Raw genomic sequence first — 18,124 nt, forward strand, 5'->3', positions numbered from 1 at the left:
GCAAACCGCGCACCCCAACTTTTTTACTCTGCCGCGTCAGGCAAAGCCTGCTGCTCTTGCTGGCGTGTATCGTCCAGCTCGACATTGAGACCGAGCGAACGCATTTCCTTGACGAGAACGTTGAAGCTCTCCGGAATACCGGCCTCGAACGTATCGTCACCGCGGACGATCGCTTCATAGACCTTGGTACGACCGGCGACGTCATCGGACTTGACCGTGAGCATTTCCTGCAGCGTGTAGGCCGCACCGTATGCTTCCAGGGCCCAGACCTCCATTTCACCGAAACGCTGACCGCCGAACTGGGCCTTGCCGCCCAGGGGCTGCTGTGTCACGAGCGAGTATGGTCCGATCGAACGGGCGTGGATCTTGTCGTCGACCAGGTGGTGCAGCTTCAGCATGTAGATGTAGCCGACAGTCACCTGACGATCGAAAGTTTCACCCGTACGTCCGTCATAGAGCGTCGACTGACCGGAAGCCTTCAGACCCGCCTGCTCCAGCATCACATTGATGTCCGGCTCATGCGCACCGTCAAACACCGGCGTTGCAATCGACACGCCGCGCTTCATCTGCTCACCAAGACGCACGATGCTTTCGTCGTCATAGTTGCGGACTGGCTCGTTCCGGTCGTTGTCGGGGATGATCGACTCAATCGTCGCCCGCAGCGGCTGGATATCGCCCTGACCACTGGCCGCATACTGTGCCTTGTAGGCCTCGATCAGATCGCCGATCTTCTTGCCCATTCCGGCGCAGGCCCAGCCCAGATGCGTTTCCAGAATCTGGCCAACGTTCATGCGGCTTGGCACGCCAAGCGGATTGAGCACGATGTCGACATGCGTTCCGTCTTCGAGGAACGGCATATCTTCAACGGCGGCAATGCGCGAGACAACACCCTTGTTGCCGTGACGGCCGGCCATCTTGTCGCCTGGCTGGATCTTGCGCTTCACAGCAACAAAGACCTTGACCATCTTCATGACGCCCGGAGGCATCTCGTCGCCGCGCTGTACCTTTTCGACCTTGTCCATGAAGCGCTGTTCGAGCAGCTTCTTGGAGTCGTCGTACTGGTTGCGCAGAGCTTCGATTTCGCCCTGAAGCTTTTCGTCCTCGACAGCGAACTGCCACCACTGGGAACGCGGGTGTTCACCCATGACTTCCGTCGTGACAACAGTGCCCTTCTTGAACGACTTCGGTCCGGCAACGGCAGGCTTGCCATTGAGAACGTCAGCCAGACGGCCATAGACGTTGCGGTCAAGAATAGCCTGTTCGTCGTCGCGGTCCTTGGCCAAACGCTCGATTTCCTCGCGTTCGATCGCCATGGCGCGTTCGTCCTTTTCAACGCCGTGGCGGTTGAAAACGCGAACTTCCACAACCGTACCGTAAGTCCCGGGCGGCATGCGCATCGAGGTGTCACGGACATCGGAAGCCTTTTCACCGAAGATGGCGCGCAGAAGCTTCTCTTCCGGCGTCATCGGGCTTTCACCCTTCGGCGTGATCTTGCCGACGAGAATGTCGCCGGGCTGAACTTCCGCGCCGATGTAAACGATACCGGCTTCGTCCAGGTTCTTCAGGGCTTCTTCCGAAACGTTCGGAATGTCGCGCGTGATTTCTTCCGGTCCGAGCTTCGTATCGCGGGCCATGACTTCGAACTCCTCGATGTGGATCGAGGTGAAGACGTCATCCGAAACGATCTTTTCAGACAGAAGGATGGAGTCTTCGTAGTTGTAGCCGTTCCAAGGCATGAACGCGACGAGCACGTTGCGGCCGAGCGCCAGATCGCCCAGGTCCGTCGAAGGACCATCGGCAATGATGTCGCCCTTTTCGATCCGGTCGCCAACGCGAACCAGCGGACGCTGATTAATGCAGGTGTTCTGGTTCGAACGCTGGAACTTCATCAGGCGGTAGATATCGACGCCTGATTTGCCCGGTACGAGATCTTCCGTCGCACGGATAACGATACGCGTCGCATCGACCTGATCGACGATACCTGTGCGGCGTGCACCGATGGCGGCGCCGGAGTCACGGGCAACGATCGGCTCCATGCCGGTACCGACGAACGGTGCCTCGGCGCGAACCAGAGGTACGGCCTGACGCTGCATGTTCGAGCCCATCAGAGCGCGGTTGGCGTCGTCGTTTTCCAGGAACGGAATGAGCGCTGCGGCAACCGATACGAGCTGCTTCGGCGACACGTCCATCAGATCCACGTTTTCACGCGGAGCCATCAGAACTTCACCCGCATGACGGCAGACAACGAATTCGTCCGTGAAGGCGCCGGAAGCGTCGAGTTCCACATTGGCCTGCGCCACGTGATACTTGGCTTCTTCCATCGCCGAGAGATAGACGACGTCGTCCGTGACCTTGCCGTCAACGATCCGGCGGTACGGGCTTTCGATGAAGCCGTACTTGTTGACCCGGGCAAAGGTTGCGAGCGAGTTGATCAGACCGATGTTCGGGCCTTCCGGCGTTTCAATCGGGCAGATACGGCCGTAGTGCGTCGGATGAACGTCGCGGACTTCGAAGCCGGCACGCTCGCGGGTCAGACCACCAGGTCCAAGTGCCGAAAGACGGCGCTTGTGGGTGATTTCCGAAAGCGGGTTGGTCTGATCCATGAACTGCGACAGCTGCGAGGAACCGAAGAATTCGCGAACGGCGGCGGCTGCCGGCTTCGCATTGATCAGGTCCTGCGGCATCACGGTGTCGATCTCGATGGACGACATGCGTTCCTTGATGGCGCGCTCCATGCGGAGCAGACCAACGCGGTACTGGTTTTCCATCAATTCGCCGACCGAACGCACGCGGCGGTTGCCGAGATTGTCGATGTCGTCGATTTCACCGCGACCGTCGCGCAGATCGACCAGCATCTTGACCACGGCAAGGATATCTTCCTTGCGCAGGATGCGGACAGTGTCTTCCGCATTCAGGTCGAGACGCATGTTCATCTTCACGCGGCCAACAGCCGAGAGATCATAGCGCTCGCTATCGAAGAACAGCGACTTGAACATGGCTTCAGCCGAGTCGATTGTCGGCGGCTCACCGGGACGCATGACGCGATAGATGTCGAACAGGGCGTCCTGGCGGCTCTCGTTCTTGTCGACGGCCAGCGTGTTGCGGATATACGGTCCGATATTGACATGGTCGATATCGAGAACGTTGATCTCGGCTACACCCGTGTCGAGCAGAACCTTGAGGGTCTTCTCGTCCAGTTCGTCACCGGCTTCGAGATAAACTTCACCGGTTTCCATGTTGACGATGTCTTCGGCAAGATACATGCCGAACAGGTCGTCTTCCGTTGCCTTGATGAACTTCAGACCCTTTTCAGCAAGCTGCTTGGCAGCGCGGGCTGTCAGCTTCTTGCCGGACTCGAGAATGACTTCACCGGTATCGGCATCGACAACGTCGGTTGTCGCCTTGAAACCGCGGAAACGATCGACGGAGAACGGAATGCGCCAGGTGTCGCCGTCACGGCTGAACATCAGCGAATTGTAGAACGTCGACAGGATTTCTTCGCTGTCCATGCCCAGCGCCATCAGCAGCGATGTCGCAGGAATCTTGCGGCGGCGGTCGATACGCGCATAGACCACGTCCTTGGCATCGAACTCGATGTCAAGCCAGGAACCGCGGTAAGGAATGACGCGCGCAGCAAACAGCAGCTTGCCCGACGAATGGGTCTTGCCCTTGTCGTGATCGAAGAAAACGCCCGGCGAACGGTGCATCTGCGAAACGATGACGCGCTCGGTACCGTTGACGATGAACGTGCCGTTATCGGTCATGAGCGGCATGTCGCCCATGTAAACGTCCTGTTCCTTGATGTCCTTGATCGACTTGGCGCCCGTATCCTCGTCAATATCGAACACGATCAGGCGCAGCGTGACTTTCAGCGGTGCAGCATAGGTCAGATCGCGCTGACGGCATTCGTCAACGTCGAATTTTGGAGCTTCAAATTCATACTTGACGAATTCAAGCATGGAAGCGCCGGAGAAATCCTGGATCGGGAACACAGACTTGAACACAGCCTGCAGACCTTCATCAAGACGCCCGCCTTTCGGCTCCTCAACCATGAGGAACTGATCGTAGGAAGCCTTCTGAACCTCGATGAGGTTCGGCATCTCTGCGACTTCAGGGATCTTACCGAAAAACTTGCGTACGCGCCTACGACCGTTAAAAGTATGGGTCTGAGCCATCGTCGCTCCTCGTCTTTGCGCCAGCGGAAACTGGCATGTTTCTTAAAACCGCTTTTGCGGCCCCGTGAACGGGACAAAACCCGTTTCCTGAAAGCATCGGAATTGCCGTCAGGAAAAGGGTTCAGTACCGGGTTGCCCAAAAAGGGCAGATCAGCGGACAGGGCTTGTCGCCCTGCCCGCCGAAAATGTTGGACTTACTTGAGTTCAACCTTGGCGCCAGCTGCTTCGAGCTGTGCCTTGATCTTGTCAGCTTCGTCCTTGGTAGCAGCTTCCTTGACTGGCTTGGGAGCAGCTTCAACGAGGTCCTTGGCTTCCTTGAGACCGAGACCGGTGATTGCGCGGACTTCCTTGATCACGTTGATCTTGTTAGCGCCGGCTTCGGTCAGAACGACGTCGAATTCAGTCTTTTCTTCAACGGCTGCAGCAGCTGCACCGCCGCCAGCGGCAGCAGCAACAGCAACAGGAGCAGCAGCAGAAACGCCCCACTTCTCTTCAAGAAGCTTGGAAAGTTCAGCAGCTTCCAGAACAGTCAGGTTGGACAGGTCGTCTACGATCTTTGCGAGATCAGTCATTTTGGTTTTCCTTTACAAGGTTCGATATATTGACAGCGAGAACGGCCTTATGCCGCTTCGTCCTTCCGGGCATAGGCGCCGAAAACGCGGGCAAGCTGGCCTGCCGGTGCGTTTACGATCTGAGCGATGCGCGTTGCTGGTGTCTGGATCATACCAACCAGCTTTGCACGCAACTCGTCGAGTGACGGCAGTGCGGCAAGAGCCTTCACGCCATCAGCGTCGAGAGTTGTTGCTCCCATCGAGCCACCGAGGATGACGAGCTTCTCGTTACCCTTGGCAAATTCGATGGCGATCTTTGGTGCCGTAATCGGATCATTCGAATAGGCAACAAGTGTCTGACCTGTGAACAGGTCAGAAATGCCTTCCGATTCCGTGCCCTGAAGAGCGATCTTGGCAAGGCGGTTCTTCGCGACTTTAACGGTGCCACCAGCATCACGCATCTTGGAGCGAAGATCGCTCAGCTGCGCAACGGTGAGACCGGTATAGTGGGCCACGACAACTGAACCGGAGTCCTTGAAGACGCCGTTCAGCCAAGTGACAAATTCGCGCTTTTCCGCTTTTTCCACTGTCTCTCTCCATTTGGCAGAAACGCACGGTGCGTCCCTGCCGGGTTGCCTTTTGTCGCAAGGCTTCAATCCGAAAACTGAAACCAAACAACACTTGAGGATCCTGTCCCCCCTGCTTCGCCGGAAATCCGGCTGCAAGCGAAAGGCAACTACGGTTCGAACCTTGTCTCGGTGGATTTTTCCACCCTAACAAAGCTGTTCCACGTCTCATGCAGGCTCATGACAATTAAGGCGAGCCACCTGCAATCTCGGACAGGATAACCGGACTTTCATCCGGTTATCCAGGCCCCGAAAGGCCTGGAATTCTTTAGAACTCAAGCCGTTAGGCTCGAGTTTTCACATCAGCTGTTACGCAGGGCGTACAGTCGACGGATCAACCTTGACGCCAACGCCCATCGTCGAAGAAATCGCGACGCGCTTGACATATTCACCCTTGGCGCCTGCCGGCTTTGCCTTGGTGACGGCATCGGTGAATGCCTTGATGTTTTCTTCCAGCGCCTTGACATCGAACGATGCCTTGCCGACGCCGGCGTGAACGATACCGGCCTTCTCGACGCGGAACTCGACAGCGCCGCCCTTGGAAGCCTTGACCGCCGCCGTAACATCCGTCGTTACGGTGCCGACCTTCGGGTTCGGCATCATGCCGCGCGGGCCGAGAACCTTACCGAGACGACCGACGAGCGGCATCATGTCCGGAGTGGCAATGCAGCGATCGAAATCGATCTTGCCGCCATTGACGATCTCGAACAGATCTTCCGCGCCAACAATGTCAGCACCGGCCTTCTTGGCTTCTTCAGCCTTGTCGCCGCGAGCGAAAACAGCAACGCGAACCGTACGGCCTGTGCCGTTTGGCAGATTGACTACGCCGCGAACCATCTGGTCCGCATGGCGGGGATCAACGCCGAGGTTCATCGATACTTCGATCGTCTCGTCGAACTTGGCAATGGCACGTTCCTTGACCATGGCAACAGCCGAAGTCAGATCATAGAGCTTCTCGCGGTCAACGCCTTCACGAACCTTGGCTACACGCTTTGATACTTTTGCCATCGTCTCAGCCCACCACTTCCAGGCCCATCGAACGGGCAGAACCTTCGACCATGCGCATGGCGGATTCGACATCCGCTGCGTTCAGGTCTTTCATCTTCGCCTGCGCGATTTCACGGACCTTGTCGCGCGAGATCTTGCCAGCAACCACCTTGCCTGGCTCCTTGGAACCGGACTTCAGGTTTGCAGCCTTCTTGAGGAAGTAAGACACCGGCGGCGTCTTCATCACAAAAGTGAAGGACTTGTCCTGATAGTATGTGATCACGACCGGAATGGGCGAACCCTTTTCCAGTTCCTGCGTGGCCGCATTGAAGGCCTTGCAGAATTCCATGATGTTGATGCCACGCTGACCAAGTGCCGGTCCGATGGGAGGAGACGGTGTTGCCGATCCTGCCGAAACCTGCAGCTTGAGCTGGCCTGCAATTTTCTTAGCCATAACTTCTCTGCCTTATCATTATGCCGGAAAACCGGCGGTTGCAGTTTGGTGGTACGGATTGAAGACCCGGCTAAAGGCCGCCTCACCTCCCACCATTGGCCACTGACGTGGCTGGCCGCCCGTCGGGCGGCCGATTGATCAGATCTTTTCGACCTGGCCAAATTCCAGATCGACCGGCGTAGCGCGGCCGAAAATCGAAACTTCCACCTTGAGGCGCGAACGCTCTTCGTCGACTTCCTGAACAACACCGTTGAACGAAGCAAACGGACCGTCGGCAACACGAACGCTTTCGCCGATCTCGAACGAGATCGAAGCCTTCGGACGCTCGACACCTTCCTGAACCTGCATCAGGATCCGGTCGGCTTCCTTGTCGGAAATCGCAACCGGCTTGTTGTCGGAACCGAGGAAACCCGTCACTTTCGGCGTGTTCTTGATCAGATGATACGCATCATCCGTCAGATCGGCACGAACAAGGACATAACCCGGGAAGAACTTGCGCTCAGCATCAACCTTGCGGCCGCGGCGCACTTCAACCACCTTTTCAGTCGGCACGAGGATCTTCTCGAAAAGATGCGACAGACCCTTCTGCCTCGCCTTTTCTTCGATCGACTCGGCGACCTTCTTTTCAAAGTTCGAATAGGCGTGAACGATATACCAGCGCGCGGTCATTCAAATTTCCTTGTCAGCCTGCGTTAACGACCAAGACCGAGAACGAGATCAATCCCGAAGGCCATCAACTGATCAGCTGCGAAGAAGAAAATCGCAGCAAAAAACGCCATCACCATCACCATAGCGGTGGAAATGAGCGTCTCACGGCGTGAAGGCCAGGTGACCTTTGCCGTTTCCGCGCGCACTTGCTGAAAAAAACTTATCGGGTTTGTCTTGGATGCCATTTACCGCTCGTGCGTGTCATGTTGTTGTAAACTCAATATGTTGCCATGGTAACAACACGCTTTGTTCACACCATTACGGCCCGTAAAGCTGATCGTTCAGCTCCACGCACCGCGTGTCTGTTGATGTTACATAGAACCGATTCCGGTAAAACACAAGTCCCCGGTTTCGTTTCTTTCCAAACATCTGTCAGCACACCATCCAATCGTGTGCGGGCAGACTATGAGTGGCAGGGGAGACAGGATTCGAACCTGCGACCTACGGTTTTGGAGACCGCCGCTCTACCAACTGAGCTACTCCCCTACAGTCCGGGGCGTACATTCCACAAAGCGCTGCGCTTTTCAAGCCCCTATTCCCGCCGCGCGCTGCTTTATGAGAAATTCGTCGCGTGACGCGCAGATTTGACGGTTTTCCCGCGCCGGCAGAGATGAAAGCCGCTGCCTTTTCTCAGGCTTTCGGTGGAACAGGCTTCAGTTCCACACAGTTGCCGGGCTTTGGATCGCGGTTGCAAATCCTGCCGGCAGTGAATGCACGAGAATCACCCTCGTCCGTCGCAAATTTGAAATCCGACAGCTCGTTATACTGCAATATGTAGATATCGCTGGCGGAAACGGCAAGCATCCGGTCGACGAGGCTGGGTTTGACGCCCATTTCCACGAAATAGGCAACGAGTTGCTTGCGATAGCCTTTACGCACCTCCGTGGTTTCATACGTCCCGGTTGGTTTCCGGCTGACAACTTTCCGATCAATGATTTTCTTCTTGCCGTTCACGATCCTGTAGCGCGTCTGATAGGTAATCATGAGATTTGTGACCGTGGTGGTGATCTGGTGAATCCCGACCCGCGCCTCATATCCGGCCAATCGCTTTAAGCCGCCCGCGGCAAAAAACGGACAGGCGGACAGACAAATCCCGCCGCCTGGAAAAGCATAACCGGCATAAGCCCCATCGGCAAAATCGGGTTTGCAACTCTTCGCGCCTGGCGTGCACCCCAAATACATCGTCTTGCCGATGGCAACGTCCAGACCGCGCTTGCGGATGATCCGCCCCATCTCGATGGCGGCATTCACGGCACCTCCCCTCGAGTCGATCACAAGTGGCAGCCGCCGCTTGCCGGCCTGGTTCAGGATTTTCCGCAGCTTTGCAGGCGTATCGGGCTTGATCGTCCCCGTAGCCGCAATCCATTCCGGGCAATTCGGCCTGCAAACCTCCACGTCGGCGCGCACAATCGCGAACGCCATGGGACTATCAGCCACGAGAAGATTCGACTGATACGTGTCTGGCAGTGGTTGGATCGGTTCTGGTCTGGGGATATTTCCCGCCTGCGGCGAAAAAAGCGGAGCATAGGCGGGCACGCCCGCCACACAATTCCTCGTCGGGTTGCAAATGGACGCGCGATCCGGCGTCCAGGCCGGGCATGACATATCGCAGAAGGGGCCGGTGCTGGGCGCCGATTGCTCTGGAGAGCTATACGACGGACCGGTTAGGTCAGCATCGCGCAGGATCGGCTGCACCGTTGTTGCCGGTCCCGAGGCAAGGCCGAGCGGTGGTGGAACATATGGCTGGCTGGTCGAGCCCGGGCCGGGCAACGCGGGCCGTTCGGCATCCGCGGCAAGCAACGGCGTTGTCAAACCTGCAAACAGAGCAAAAGCGAGGCTGAGAACAATCAATAAACGGGAAAAGCCATCGTGGCAGCGCAACCGGCAATCATCGAACGCAACTTTCGTCAACGCCATGCTCTTCCCCACAAGCAATTCCCCTGCCTATCTACAAGCGGAACGGCTTCGCTATCAATGGGGTGTCAGAAATATCAGTCCATTCTCGAAACAATCTTGGAACCGGCAGATTTGAGCTCAACGCAGTTTGCGGCCTTGGGCTCCTGCGCACAGATGCGCGTGGCCGCGAGATCGCTGACATCCCCCGTTCCCGACACGAGCTTGAACGCAACCAGTTCATCCTGCGTCAGAACCGAGATATCCTTGGCCGGGATGGAGAGCATCCGGTCGACAATGGCCGGGTCGATGCCCATGCCGGTGAAATAGGCGAGCAGCTTCTGGCGATATCCCTTGCTGAGATCGGTGCGTTCATAGGATCCGGCAGGCTTGCGCCCGACGATCTTGGTATCAAGAATCTTCTTCTTCCCGTTCACCATCCGGTAGCGCGTCTCATAGGTGATGCGTGTCTGCGTATAGACCTGCGTGATCTGGTGCACGCCGATCAGGGCCCAGGGGCCGACAAGACGCTTTTCGCCCGCCGCGAAGATATAGGGACAGGCGGAGAGGCAATAGGCGCCCGCCGGATAGGGAAACCCGGCATAGGCCCCATCGGCATAACGGTCGGGCTTGCACTTCTGGTCGGGGCTGCATCCTTCAAAGCGGGTCCTGCCGATGGCAATGTCGAGGCCGCGTTTGCGGATCATGCGGCCGACCTGCATGGCGGCGTCCACATTGCCGCCATTCGATTCCATGATGATCGGCAGGCGCCGTTTGCCCATGACCTTCAGAATTTTGCGCAGCTTGGCCGGCGTGTCGTCCAATATGGTGCCGGAGGCCCATATCCATTCCGGACAGGCGGGCTCGCAACTGGGCACCGCGCTGCGGACTATGGCAAAGCGCATGGACTGCAGGACGGGTGCCCCGGCCTGCTTCTTTCCCGCCAGAACGGGCGCAACAAGCGCCAGTTGGAGCAACAATGCCAGGAGAACACAGGCAGCCATGCCTGAAAGAACGCTGCATCCGGCCAAACGATAACCAAACATGTCAATCCCGATAACTACCAATTGCCCGCTGCCGGATCGCTGCGGTATCCTTGGAGCCGAATATGCTCTGTTGCGGCAAGGATAGACCAAGGGTCCGGAAGGGTAAACAGCAAGCATCTGCCCATTCGCCGCAGGGGCGCATTGCCCACGGCAGCAGCGTGTTGAAGCGCTAGCTCTCGATAAGTGTACAATTGCAATAAAGTGTGAATTGACGCGTCATAGGATTGTCATGCTCACGTCATGCATTTACGTCATCACATTTTCGTGAATTCAACCTGTCCCTTCCCGCGACCGGGCCCGGCATCGACCGGCCGTCACGGGGATTGACGAAAGAGATCAAAATGGACGCGCGCCAAACGATCAAAATCAAATCCTCGTTCTCGAAGCCATTGCAGCATATTGCCATGACGAGCATGCTGTCATTCTATTCAATCGGGGTCGTTATCTATGAATTGCTCGGCAGTGAGCCGGAAAACCTGATCGAGTACATCGCCTGTGCCGGTTCCGTGGTTTTCCCGCTTCTGACGGGTCGCCTGGTCTGGCGGCTGCTCAAGACCCGCGATGCAATCACCATCTCGCCGGAAGGCCTGTGCGACAGACGCCTGGCCGACGAGACCATTCCCTGGAAGAACATCAACGACGTGGCGTCATGGAATGACAACCGCGAACAGACAATCGTGCTGGGTATCGATCCCCATCAGGTGGATCAGCTCGGCCGGGGCATCAAATCGAGGATCGTCCGGGCATCGCTGTTCCGCATGCCGAAGGGCATCTACATCGATGGCCGGGTCCTGTCGATCGACTTCGATCGCCTGTTCGAACTCGTTGCCGCTTACCATCGCACCTACGGCAAACCGAAATCCGTCTGATTTCATCAGGCAATAGCTGCAGGCAAACAAAAAAGGCGGCCACTGGCCGCCTTTTCCGCATTCAACTTGTCTTGCGACAATTACTCGATGATCGAAGCAACAATCCCTGCGCCAACCGTGCGGCCACCTTCACGGATAGCGAAGCGCAGCTTCTCTTCCATTGCGATCGGCACGATCAGCGTCACATCAACCGAGATGTTGTCGCCGGGCATGACCATTTCCGTGCCTTCCGGCAGCGTCACCACGCCCGTCACGTCGGTCGTGCGGAAGTAGAACTGCGGACGGTAGTTGGAGAAGAATGGCGTATGACGGCCACCTTCGTCCTTCGTCAGGATGTAGGCTTCTGCCTTGAACTTCGTGTGCGGCTTGACCGAACCTGGCTTGGCAAGGATCTGGCCGCGCTCGACGTCTTCACGGCCAACGCCGCGGATCAGCGCGCCGATGTTGTCGCCGGCCTGGCCCTGGTCGAGCAGCTTGCGGAACATTTCAACGCCGGTCACCGTCGTCTTCGTCGTCGGCTTGATGCCGATGATTTCAACTTCTTCACCAACCTTGACGATCCCGCGTTCAACGCGGCCCGTCACAACCGTACCACGACCCGAGATCGAGAAAACGTCTTCGATCGGCATCAGGAACGGCTGGTCAACCGGACGCTCCGGCGTCGGGATGTACTTGTCGACTTCCGCCATCAGCGCACGCACCGCGTCTTCGCCGATTTCCTTGTTGGAATCTTCCAGTGCGGCCAGCGCCGAACCCTTGACGATCGGCACATCGTCGCCCGGGAAGTCGTACTTCGACAGAAGCTCGCGCACTTCCAGTTCAACCAGTTCCAGAAGCTCGGCATCGTCAACCTGGTCGACCTTGTTCAGGAAAACCACGATCGCCGGAACGCCAACCTGACGGGCCAGCAGGATGTGCTCGCGCGTCTGCGGCATCGGGCCGTCGGCTGCCGATACAACCAGGATCGCGCCGTCCATCTGCGCCGCACCGGTGATCATGTTCTTCACATAGTCGGCGTGGCCGGGGCAATCGACGTGCGCGTAGTGGCGCGCTGCCGTCTCGTACTCGACGTGCGCCGTCGAAATGGTGATGCCGCGCGCCTTTTCTTCCGGTGCCGCGTCGATCTGGTCGTACGCCTTGAACTCTCCGAAATACTTCGTAATCGCTGCCGTCAACGATGTCTTGCCATGGTCAACGTGACCAATCGTGCCGATGTTGACGTGCGGCTTGTTACGTTCAAACTTGCTCTTAGCCATAGCTGTCGTTCTCTCGTCATCACAACCGGTCTAGGGCCGGTACCATGTTTGTAGCTCAGACGAGACAGCAAGCCGTCCGTCAGCTCAGTCGCCCGCCCGGTCTGATCAACCGGATCGGATTGGTTTCGTCTTGTTCATGCTCGTTCATATGGGGACACATGAGCGGCGTGCAATGCTCAAGACAAAAATCGAAGAGCACCTCTGCGCGCTCACGCGTGCACGCGGTGCTCTTGCAAATCTGGAGCGGGTAGCGGGAATCGAACCCGCATATTCAGCTTGGAAGGCTGCTGCTCTACCACTGAGCTATACCCGCACATATTACAGTGCCGTGCGTGCGAAACGCACTGGAACCACCGTAACATTTTAAACGGCGCACAAGCCATACCAAAACCAGTTCCGGTTTTGGCTTGTGCATCAGGCGCTCGGTTCCGGCAGTGGTGGAGGAGGTTGGATTCGAACCAACGTAAGCCAAGCTAACGGATTTACAGTCCGTCCCCTTTAACCACTCGGGCACTCCTCCGGTCACTACCGATAGAACCGCGCCATCAGGCACTCTGCAAACCAGCTGCCGGATTTGTTTTCCAGCGGCGGCTTGCGGGTGGCCTTATGCCGACTAGCTTTCGTGGTGTCAACAGTCTGCGGAAGAAAATGACGGGTCCTGTGAAAATCATTGTCCCGGGCCGTTCGCCGGCACGGCCAAAGCGATCAAAGCGGGAGCATCTGCATTTTCGCCAAGAAGCATATATCGCCGGGCGGCATGAAGGGTTATAGGTTGCGGCATGAGCGAAGAAAAACCATCCCGTACACCCAAAGATTCCCACTATGCCACGCTGCGCCGCCAGTTTCGCGACAAGAAGGCCGGAGGGCTGCCGCAGGCCCAGCGTCCCACGCGGCCCGCTGCGGAAGGCACACAGGCGCCCGAAGGGCTCGTGCGCCTGTACGGCCTGCACACGGTGCGCGCCGCGCTGGACAACCCCCAGCGTCAGATCAAGCGCATGCTGGTGACGAAGAATGCCCTCGACCGGCTGGAGATCGCTGATTCGTCCGCCCTGCCCTTCGACGTCGATATTGTCGATCCGCGTGCGATTGATCGCGAAACCGGCTCCGAAGCCGTGCATCAGGGCGTCATGATCGAAGTCAAGCCGCTGAAGACCCAGTCGCTGAAGGCTTTGAAAGACAGCCAGCTCCTGCTGATTCTCGACCAGGTCACCGATCCGCACAATGTCGGCGCGATCATGCGGTCCGCCGTTGCCTTCGGCGCCGGTGCCATCGTGACCACCGCCCGCCACAGCCCACAGGAATCGGGCGTGCTGGCCAAGGCCGCATCGGGCGCGCTTGAACTCATTCCGCATATCGAGGTGCGCAACCTCGCCGACGCCATCCACGAACTGCACGAACTCGGCTTTGCCACCATCGGTCTTGATTCGGAAGGCCCGCTCGAACTCGAAAAAACCATGGCGCATGACCGCATCGCGCTGGTTCTGGGCGCCGAAGGCAAGGGATTGCGGCAGAAGACCCGTGAAACGGTGACCCACCTCGCCCGACTCGACATGCCCGGCGCGATCAAATCGCTCAATGTTTCGAATGCCGCAGCCATCTCGCTGTATGCGGCGCAGCGGTTTCTGAGCACAAAAGCCGGATAATCCGCGCCGCCGAACAAAAGAATCGGCGGACCGAATAATTTTCACCGCTGCGGTGTTCATTCCACATCAGGGTAGCCCCTCCCCAGGGGCTGCTTGTGCGATGGAGTGTACCGATGCTGCGAAATGATGCGGAATCCTATGGCGTGGTGACGATCCTCTTCCATTGGATCATTGCTGCCATTTTCCTTGGACAGATTCTGCTGGGCTATTTGATGGTCCGCACGGGCAATTACGCCCTGCAGTTCAGCCTTTTCCAGTGGCACAAATCCCTGGGCTTTCTCATTCTGCTGCTCTCGGGCGTGCGGCTTCTCTGGCGGATGGCAAATCCGCGGCCACGTGCGCCCAACAGCATGAGCCGGATCGAGCGCGCCGCAGCGCATGTGGCGCACGCGTTCCTCTACATCGCCCTCTTTGTCATTCCGTTGACCGGATGGGCGCTCGCCTCCAGTTCGCCTTTGCAGATACCGACCTATGCCTTCAATCTGGTGGTGATACCGCCATTGCCTCTGACGATCTCGGATCAGGCCGAAGCATTCTGGACAGCCAGTCACGCCTGGCTCGCCTATCTCTCCGCCATTGTCGCTGCCACGCACATTCTGGCAGCCCTGCACCATCACCTCTGGAAAAAGGACACTGTCCTCCTGCGCATGCTCGGCGCGCGCCGCCCGGCCCCAGTTCGGTCGCGTGCCGATCCCCTGCGCATTGCAAACAAGGATACTCGATCATGAAAATCGCCCGGGCTTGCATCAGCGCCGTTCTCAAGGCCGTCATACCACTTCTGCTTGCAATAGCGCCCGCACTGGCAAATGCCGACACGCTGGCCGATGTGGCAGGCCGTTACAAGATCGATGCATCGTCCCGCATCGGCTTCGTCGTCGAGCAAATCGGCGGCGGAGGCATATCGGGCGACTTCAAGAAGTTCTCGGGCGTGTTTTCCTTGAACAATGGCGATATCGGCCGGTCGAGCATTGAGTTCACGCTGTTTCCCGAAAGCGTCAACACCGGCCAGTCGCGGATCGAAAGTTTCCTGCGTTCCGACGCCGTGTTCGACGCGCAGAACTTTCCAACCGTCACCTTCAAGTCAACGCATATCACCCAGACCAGCCCCAACACGGCGACAATCGACGGAATATTGACAGCCCGCGGCAAGAGCAGCCCGGCCAGTTTCCAGGCCAGCCTGGCCACCCATGACCGCAACGCCATCGTCTTTCATGTCGAAGGCAAGGTGATGCGCTCCAGATACGGCATGGATGTCGGCACGCCGATCTATTCGAATGTCGTGCAGTTCAACATGATCATCCACGGCCAGCGCGGTTGAATGCGCGACTGCTGCCTCAATCCTTTTCGCCGGCCTTGTCGCCGGCGAGCACGTTCGCCGTGACCGATGAAGCTCCGGCCTCATCGCTCTTCTTCGGGGCATAACCGAGAATCTGCCGGACCCCCTTGGACGAAAAGGGTTGCGCAAGCTGGCCGAGAAAGCTCTTGGCCACCTTGCCGCTGATGCCGATATCGACAGGCGATGGCCGCGGCGGATTGAAATAGGTTCCCAGAATCTGATCCCACAGCACCAAATTCTCACCGTAATTGGTGTTGCCTTCCGACAATTCCTTGGAATGGTGCCAGCGATGCAACCGTGGCGTGCTGAGAATCCAGTCGAGCGGCCCGGTGCGCACGTCGACATTGCAATGGGTCAAAAGCCCGGTAAACGCGGTCACGGCGCTGATCCACAGGAACACTGGCAGCGGCGCGCCGAGCAGATAGAGCGGTATCTGGCTGAGTGCGATCTTGAACAGCGAATCGATCACATGGAAGCGGCCCGTGTTGACCACCCACAAACGCTCGACACTGTGATGCAAGGCGTGAAACCGCCAGAGTGCCAGTTTTTCATGCGCCAGCCGGTGCGCGATATACAGCCCGAATTCGGCGATGATCAGGCCGAGGACGACCTGGATCGCCAAGGGCCACTCGCTCGGCCAGATATGTGCCGACGTGCTGAGCACCGGCTGAGCGACGATGGCCACAAGCATGGGAAACGATGCGCCAATGGCCGCGGCGATCTGCACGGCGCCCTTTGTCAGCAACGTATGGGCGATGTCATTGAAGGTTTCGCCGTCGCGTTTCAGCCAGGTTTCCTCGTACGGCATGATCCGTTCGAAGACGGCAATGAGTGCCACCACCGAAAAATACACCACATTGAACCACAGAAGCGGCGCTTGCGTCTGAAACGCCGCATAGGTTCCGGCGAGACCGACGCAATAGAACAAGGGCCACAATGAATAGGAGAGTGCTGCGTAGAGCCATGAATTCCTGGGGATCAGCATAGGATTATTCCCCCGGCATGAATCATTGCTATCAACCTGTATTCGATGTTTGTCGCAGTCATAATGGGTTCACGTGGTTTTTCATCGGCTCAATTTCTGGCGCCCGCAGGATGCGGCTTCATCTGAAAAGCAGGTTGCGAGGCATCGGTCAATTCTGATCAGCAGATCAAACCGGGTTGCTGCCACAATCGGGTTGTCACCACATTAGATTGCAAGAACATTGCATAAAACCCCATTTGTCCGATTGCCAACCGGAACTTTCGTTCCGTGGCGGCGTTGCCTTGGCGCTGCCCTCCAGCACAAGGGCCTGACCGGGATACCTGCTCACCATGCTGGTTGCCCGGTCGGGCCTACCCTATCTGGGTCGCCGGACGCCTCAGCTCAAGGCCTTGGCAAGAAAAGGCAGGCTGACATCCATGCGATAATCGACAGCCGAATGATTATCGTCAAATTCGTCATAACGGTGAACGACGCCAAGCCGGTCAAGCGTGCGGTGCACCCGGCGCGACCCGTAGAGAATGTTGTACTGGTCCTTGGTCCCGCAATCGAAATAAACCGCTTTCAGTTTCGCCAGATTGTGCCCATGCGTTTCCGCCAGCCGCGCCGGATCCCAGGCCAGCCAGTTCGCCCACCGCTCCTCGATCAGTTCGCAGGTTTCCAGATCGACGGGCAGCCTCAGCCCCAGGAAGGCCCGCGGATCCGGATCGAATGTTGCCGCCTGGGCCAAGATCATGATGACCAGCGTGTCGCTGTCGCTCTTTTTCGGTTTCGCCTCGAAAGCCTTCATCCATGCTTCAATCGAGAGGTCATGTTCGGCGAGCGCCCGCAGCACGCCGGGAAATTCCGGCAGATAAAGCTGTTCAAACCCCGCATCGCCGGAATGGCTTGCCGCCGCAGACCAGATATCGGATCGCCGCATGGCATGCACGTGCGTGCCATAGCCGCCTGAACTCTTGCCGAAAACCCCGCGCTTGCCGTCACCGCCGCAGCGGAACCGCCCTTCGACCGCCGGCAGCATCTCGTCGATGAGAAAATCCTCCCAATTGCCCATTGCCGCACTGTTGATGTACTGGTTGCCGCCGAGCCGGGTAAAGCAGTCCGGGAAGGCAACGACGACCGGAGGCATGGCGCCCGAACCGATCAGCCGGTCAAGCCGTTCCGGAACGTTCTCGCCAAAACCCTTCCAGTTGGTGTGCGCGGGACCGCCGGCGGTGAACCCGACGAGATCGACAAGCAGCGGCAGACCGGTGCCGTCGTGCCCGGCGGGCACATAGACATCGACCACGCGAGCGGTCGGATCGCCCAGCAGGTTGTTGCGAAGGGAAACTCCGTCGATGATCAGTCGATGCACGGTTCCGGCGGGATGATGAGTGGCACGCATGGGGAAAACCTCTGGAATGGTGACCGGCGACCTCCATTGCATGGAACGGATTCGCCGGGCCAAACGTGATCCCGCTGCGGCACGAAGGCAAGTCTCTTTCTCGCCCGGATACATCGGGGTACCGCCTCGCCCCCGCACCGATCCTGTTCATGCGGCGGCAGGCAGCGTTTAAGAAACAATAAATTGTCATATCAAATTTGATCGAATGTGATCG

Annotated in this window: 16 protein-coding genes and 3 tRNA genes; 4 read left to right on the forward strand and 15 right to left on the reverse strand. The window is 57.9% G+C overall.

The features are described from left to right. Positions 1-23: 23 nt before the first annotated feature. The 10 genes from rpoB to AC1Q5O_RS06510 form a co-directional block, all read right to left on the reverse strand. Positions 24-4,175, reverse strand: coding sequence for a DNA-directed RNA polymerase subunit beta (gene rpoB / locus AC1Q5O_RS06465; RefSeq protein WP_472461097.1), 4,152 nt, complete (start codon positions 4,173-4,175; stop codon positions 24-26). A gap of 194 nt (positions 4,176-4,369) precedes the next feature. Beyond that, complete coding sequence (gene rplL, locus AC1Q5O_RS06470) at positions 4,370-4,747, reverse strand: 50S ribosomal protein L7/L12 (RefSeq protein WP_223613254.1); 378 nt, start codon at positions 4,745-4,747, stop codon at positions 4,370-4,372. A gap of 47 nt (positions 4,748-4,794) precedes the next feature. Further along, the gene (gene rplJ, locus AC1Q5O_RS06475; protein WP_105732675.1) at positions 4,795-5,313 is read right to left on the reverse strand and encodes a 50S ribosomal protein L10; all 519 of its coding nucleotides are present in this window, start codon (positions 5,311-5,313) and stop codon (positions 4,795-4,797) included. A 348-nt stretch (positions 5,314-5,661) separates the two neighbouring features. Further along, positions 5,662-6,360: a 50S ribosomal protein L1 gene (gene rplA, locus AC1Q5O_RS06480; protein WP_182552812.1), complete on the reverse strand. Its 699-nt coding sequence runs from the start codon at positions 6,358-6,360 to the stop codon at positions 5,662-5,664. 4 nt (positions 6,361-6,364) lie between these two features. Next, on the reverse strand, positions 6,365-6,793 hold the full coding sequence (gene rplK / locus AC1Q5O_RS06485; protein ID WP_105732673.1) for a 50S ribosomal protein L11: 429 nt from the start codon (positions 6,791-6,793) through the stop codon (positions 6,365-6,367). Between the two features lie 138 nt (positions 6,794-6,931). Beyond that, the gene (gene nusG, locus AC1Q5O_RS06490; RefSeq protein WP_223613252.1) at positions 6,932-7,462 is read right to left on the reverse strand and encodes a transcription termination/antitermination protein NusG; all 531 of its coding nucleotides are present in this window, start codon (positions 7,460-7,462) and stop codon (positions 6,932-6,934) included. Between the two features lie 23 nt (positions 7,463-7,485). Continuing rightward, positions 7,486-7,686: a preprotein translocase subunit SecE gene (gene secE / locus AC1Q5O_RS06495; RefSeq protein WP_091886799.1), complete on the reverse strand. Its 201-nt coding sequence runs from the start codon at positions 7,684-7,686 to the stop codon at positions 7,486-7,488. Between the two features lie 225 nt (positions 7,687-7,911). Continuing rightward, positions 7,912-7,987, reverse strand: a tRNA-Trp gene (locus AC1Q5O_RS06500). Positions 7,988-8,131: 144 nt separating this feature from the next. After that, positions 8,132-9,418 carry a COG3904 family protein gene (locus AC1Q5O_RS06505; protein ID WP_492562158.1) on the reverse strand — a complete coding sequence of 429 codons (1,287 nt, stop codon included), beginning with the start codon at positions 9,416-9,418 and terminating at the stop codon, positions 8,132-8,134. Positions 9,419-9,492: 74 nt separating this feature from the next. Next, positions 9,493-10,440: a COG3904 family protein gene (locus AC1Q5O_RS06510; protein WP_492562159.1), complete on the reverse strand. Its 948-nt coding sequence runs from the start codon at positions 10,438-10,440 to the stop codon at positions 9,493-9,495. A 341-nt stretch (positions 10,441-10,781) separates the two neighbouring features. On the opposite strand from AC1Q5O_RS06510, the gene AC1Q5O_RS06515 reads away from it, so the two are divergent. Continuing rightward, positions 10,782-11,309 (forward strand): STM3941 family protein, encoded by a 528-nt coding sequence (locus tag AC1Q5O_RS06515; protein ID WP_346306323.1) that lies wholly within the window; start codon positions 10,782-10,784, stop codon positions 11,307-11,309. Positions 11,310-11,389: 80 nt separating this feature from the next. Here the strand turns inward: AC1Q5O_RS06515 and tuf are convergent, their stop codons facing one another. The 3 genes from tuf to AC1Q5O_RS06530 form a co-directional block, all read right to left on the reverse strand. Next, positions 11,390-12,565, reverse strand: a complete 1,176-nt coding sequence (gene tuf, locus AC1Q5O_RS06520) for an elongation factor Tu (protein WP_105732669.1) — start codon at positions 12,563-12,565, stop codon at positions 11,390-11,392. Positions 12,566-12,804: 239 nt separating this feature from the next. Beyond that, positions 12,805-12,878, reverse strand: a tRNA-Gly gene (locus AC1Q5O_RS06525). 122 nt (positions 12,879-13,000) lie between these two features. Further along, positions 13,001-13,085: transfer RNA gene (locus tag AC1Q5O_RS06530), tRNA-Tyr, on the reverse strand. 259 nt (positions 13,086-13,344) lie between these two features. Between AC1Q5O_RS06530 and rlmB the strand changes: the two genes are divergently transcribed. The 3 genes from rlmB to AC1Q5O_RS06545 all read left to right on the forward strand — a co-directional run bounded on the left by rlmB (position 13,345) and on the right by AC1Q5O_RS06545 (position 15,526). Continuing rightward, a complete protein-coding gene (rlmB, locus tag AC1Q5O_RS06535; RefSeq protein ID WP_492562160.1) occupies positions 13,345-14,208 on the forward strand; it encodes a 23S rRNA (guanosine(2251)-2'-O)-methyltransferase RlmB in 864 nt (287 codons plus the stop codon). Positions 14,209-14,321: 113 nt separating this feature from the next. Further along, positions 14,322-14,936, forward strand: a complete 615-nt coding sequence (locus tag AC1Q5O_RS06540; protein ID WP_492562161.1) for a cytochrome b — start codon at positions 14,322-14,324, stop codon at positions 14,934-14,936. After that, a complete protein-coding gene (locus AC1Q5O_RS06545) occupies positions 14,933-15,526 on the forward strand; it encodes a YceI family protein (protein WP_492562162.1) in 594 nt (197 codons plus the stop codon). The genes AC1Q5O_RS06540 and AC1Q5O_RS06545 overlap by 4 nt, the downstream gene beginning before the upstream one ends. Positions 15,527-15,542: 16 nt before the next feature. On the opposite strand, the gene olsE is transcribed toward AC1Q5O_RS06545, so the two are convergent. Further along, a complete protein-coding gene (gene olsE / locus AC1Q5O_RS06550; protein ID WP_492562163.1) occupies positions 15,543-16,529 on the reverse strand; it encodes an ornithine lipid hydroxylase OlsE in 987 nt (328 codons plus the stop codon). A 376-nt stretch (positions 16,530-16,905) separates the two neighbouring features. Then, on the reverse strand, positions 16,906-17,910 hold the full coding sequence (locus tag AC1Q5O_RS06555) for an alpha/beta hydrolase (protein ID WP_492562164.1): 1,005 nt from the start codon (positions 17,908-17,910) through the stop codon (positions 16,906-16,908). Positions 17,911-18,124: the final 214 nt, after the last annotated feature.

The sequence above is a fragment of the Phyllobacterium sp. MT110 genome (assembly GCF_058792715.1).

Coding starts and splice junctions, on each gene's coding strand:
- rpoB (WP_472461097.1), bottom strand. CDS start 4,175: ATGGCTCAGACCCATACTTTTAACGGTCGTAGGCGCGTACGCAAGTTT.
- rplL (WP_223613254.1), bottom strand. CDS start 4,747: ATGACTGATCTCGCAAAGATCGTAGACGACCTGTCCAACCTGACTGTT.
- rplA (WP_182552812.1), bottom strand. CDS start 6,360: ATGGCAAAAGTATCAAAGCGTGTAGCCAAGGTTCGTGAAGGCGTTGAC.
- rplK (WP_105732673.1), bottom strand. CDS start 6,793: ATGGCTAAGAAAATTGCAGGCCAGCTCAAGCTGCAGGTTTCGGCAGGA.
- nusG (WP_223613252.1), bottom strand. CDS start 7,462: ATGACCGCGCGCTGGTATATCGTTCACGCCTATTCGAACTTTGAAAAG.
- secE (WP_091886799.1), bottom strand. CDS start 7,686: ATGGCATCCAAGACAAACCCGATAAGTTTTTTTCAGCAAGTGCGCGCG.
- AC1Q5O_RS06505 (WP_492562158.1), bottom strand. CDS start 9,418: ATGGCGTTGACGAAAGTTGCGTTCGATGATTGCCGGTTGCGCTGCCAC.
- AC1Q5O_RS06510 (WP_492562159.1), bottom strand. CDS start 10,440: ATGTTTGGTTATCGTTTGGCCGGATGCAGCGTTCTTTCAGGCATGGCT.
- AC1Q5O_RS06515 (WP_346306323.1), top strand. CDS start 10,782: ATGGACGCGCGCCAAACGATCAAAATCAAATCCTCGTTCTCGAAGCCA.
- tuf (WP_105732669.1), bottom strand. CDS start 12,565: ATGGCTAAGAGCAAGTTTGAACGTAACAAGCCGCACGTCAACATCGGC.
- rlmB (WP_492562160.1), top strand. CDS start 13,345: ATGAGCGAAGAAAAACCATCCCGTACACCCAAAGATTCCCACTATGCC.
- AC1Q5O_RS06540 (WP_492562161.1), top strand. CDS start 14,322: ATGCTGCGAAATGATGCGGAATCCTATGGCGTGGTGACGATCCTCTTC.
- AC1Q5O_RS06545 (WP_492562162.1), top strand. CDS start 14,933: ATGAAAATCGCCCGGGCTTGCATCAGCGCCGTTCTCAAGGCCGTCATA.
- olsE (WP_492562163.1), bottom strand. CDS start 16,529: ATGCTGATCCCCAGGAATTCATGGCTCTACGCAGCACTCTCCTATTCA.
- AC1Q5O_RS06555 (WP_492562164.1), bottom strand. CDS start 17,910: ATGCGTGCCACTCATCATCCCGCCGGAACCGTGCATCGACTGATCATC.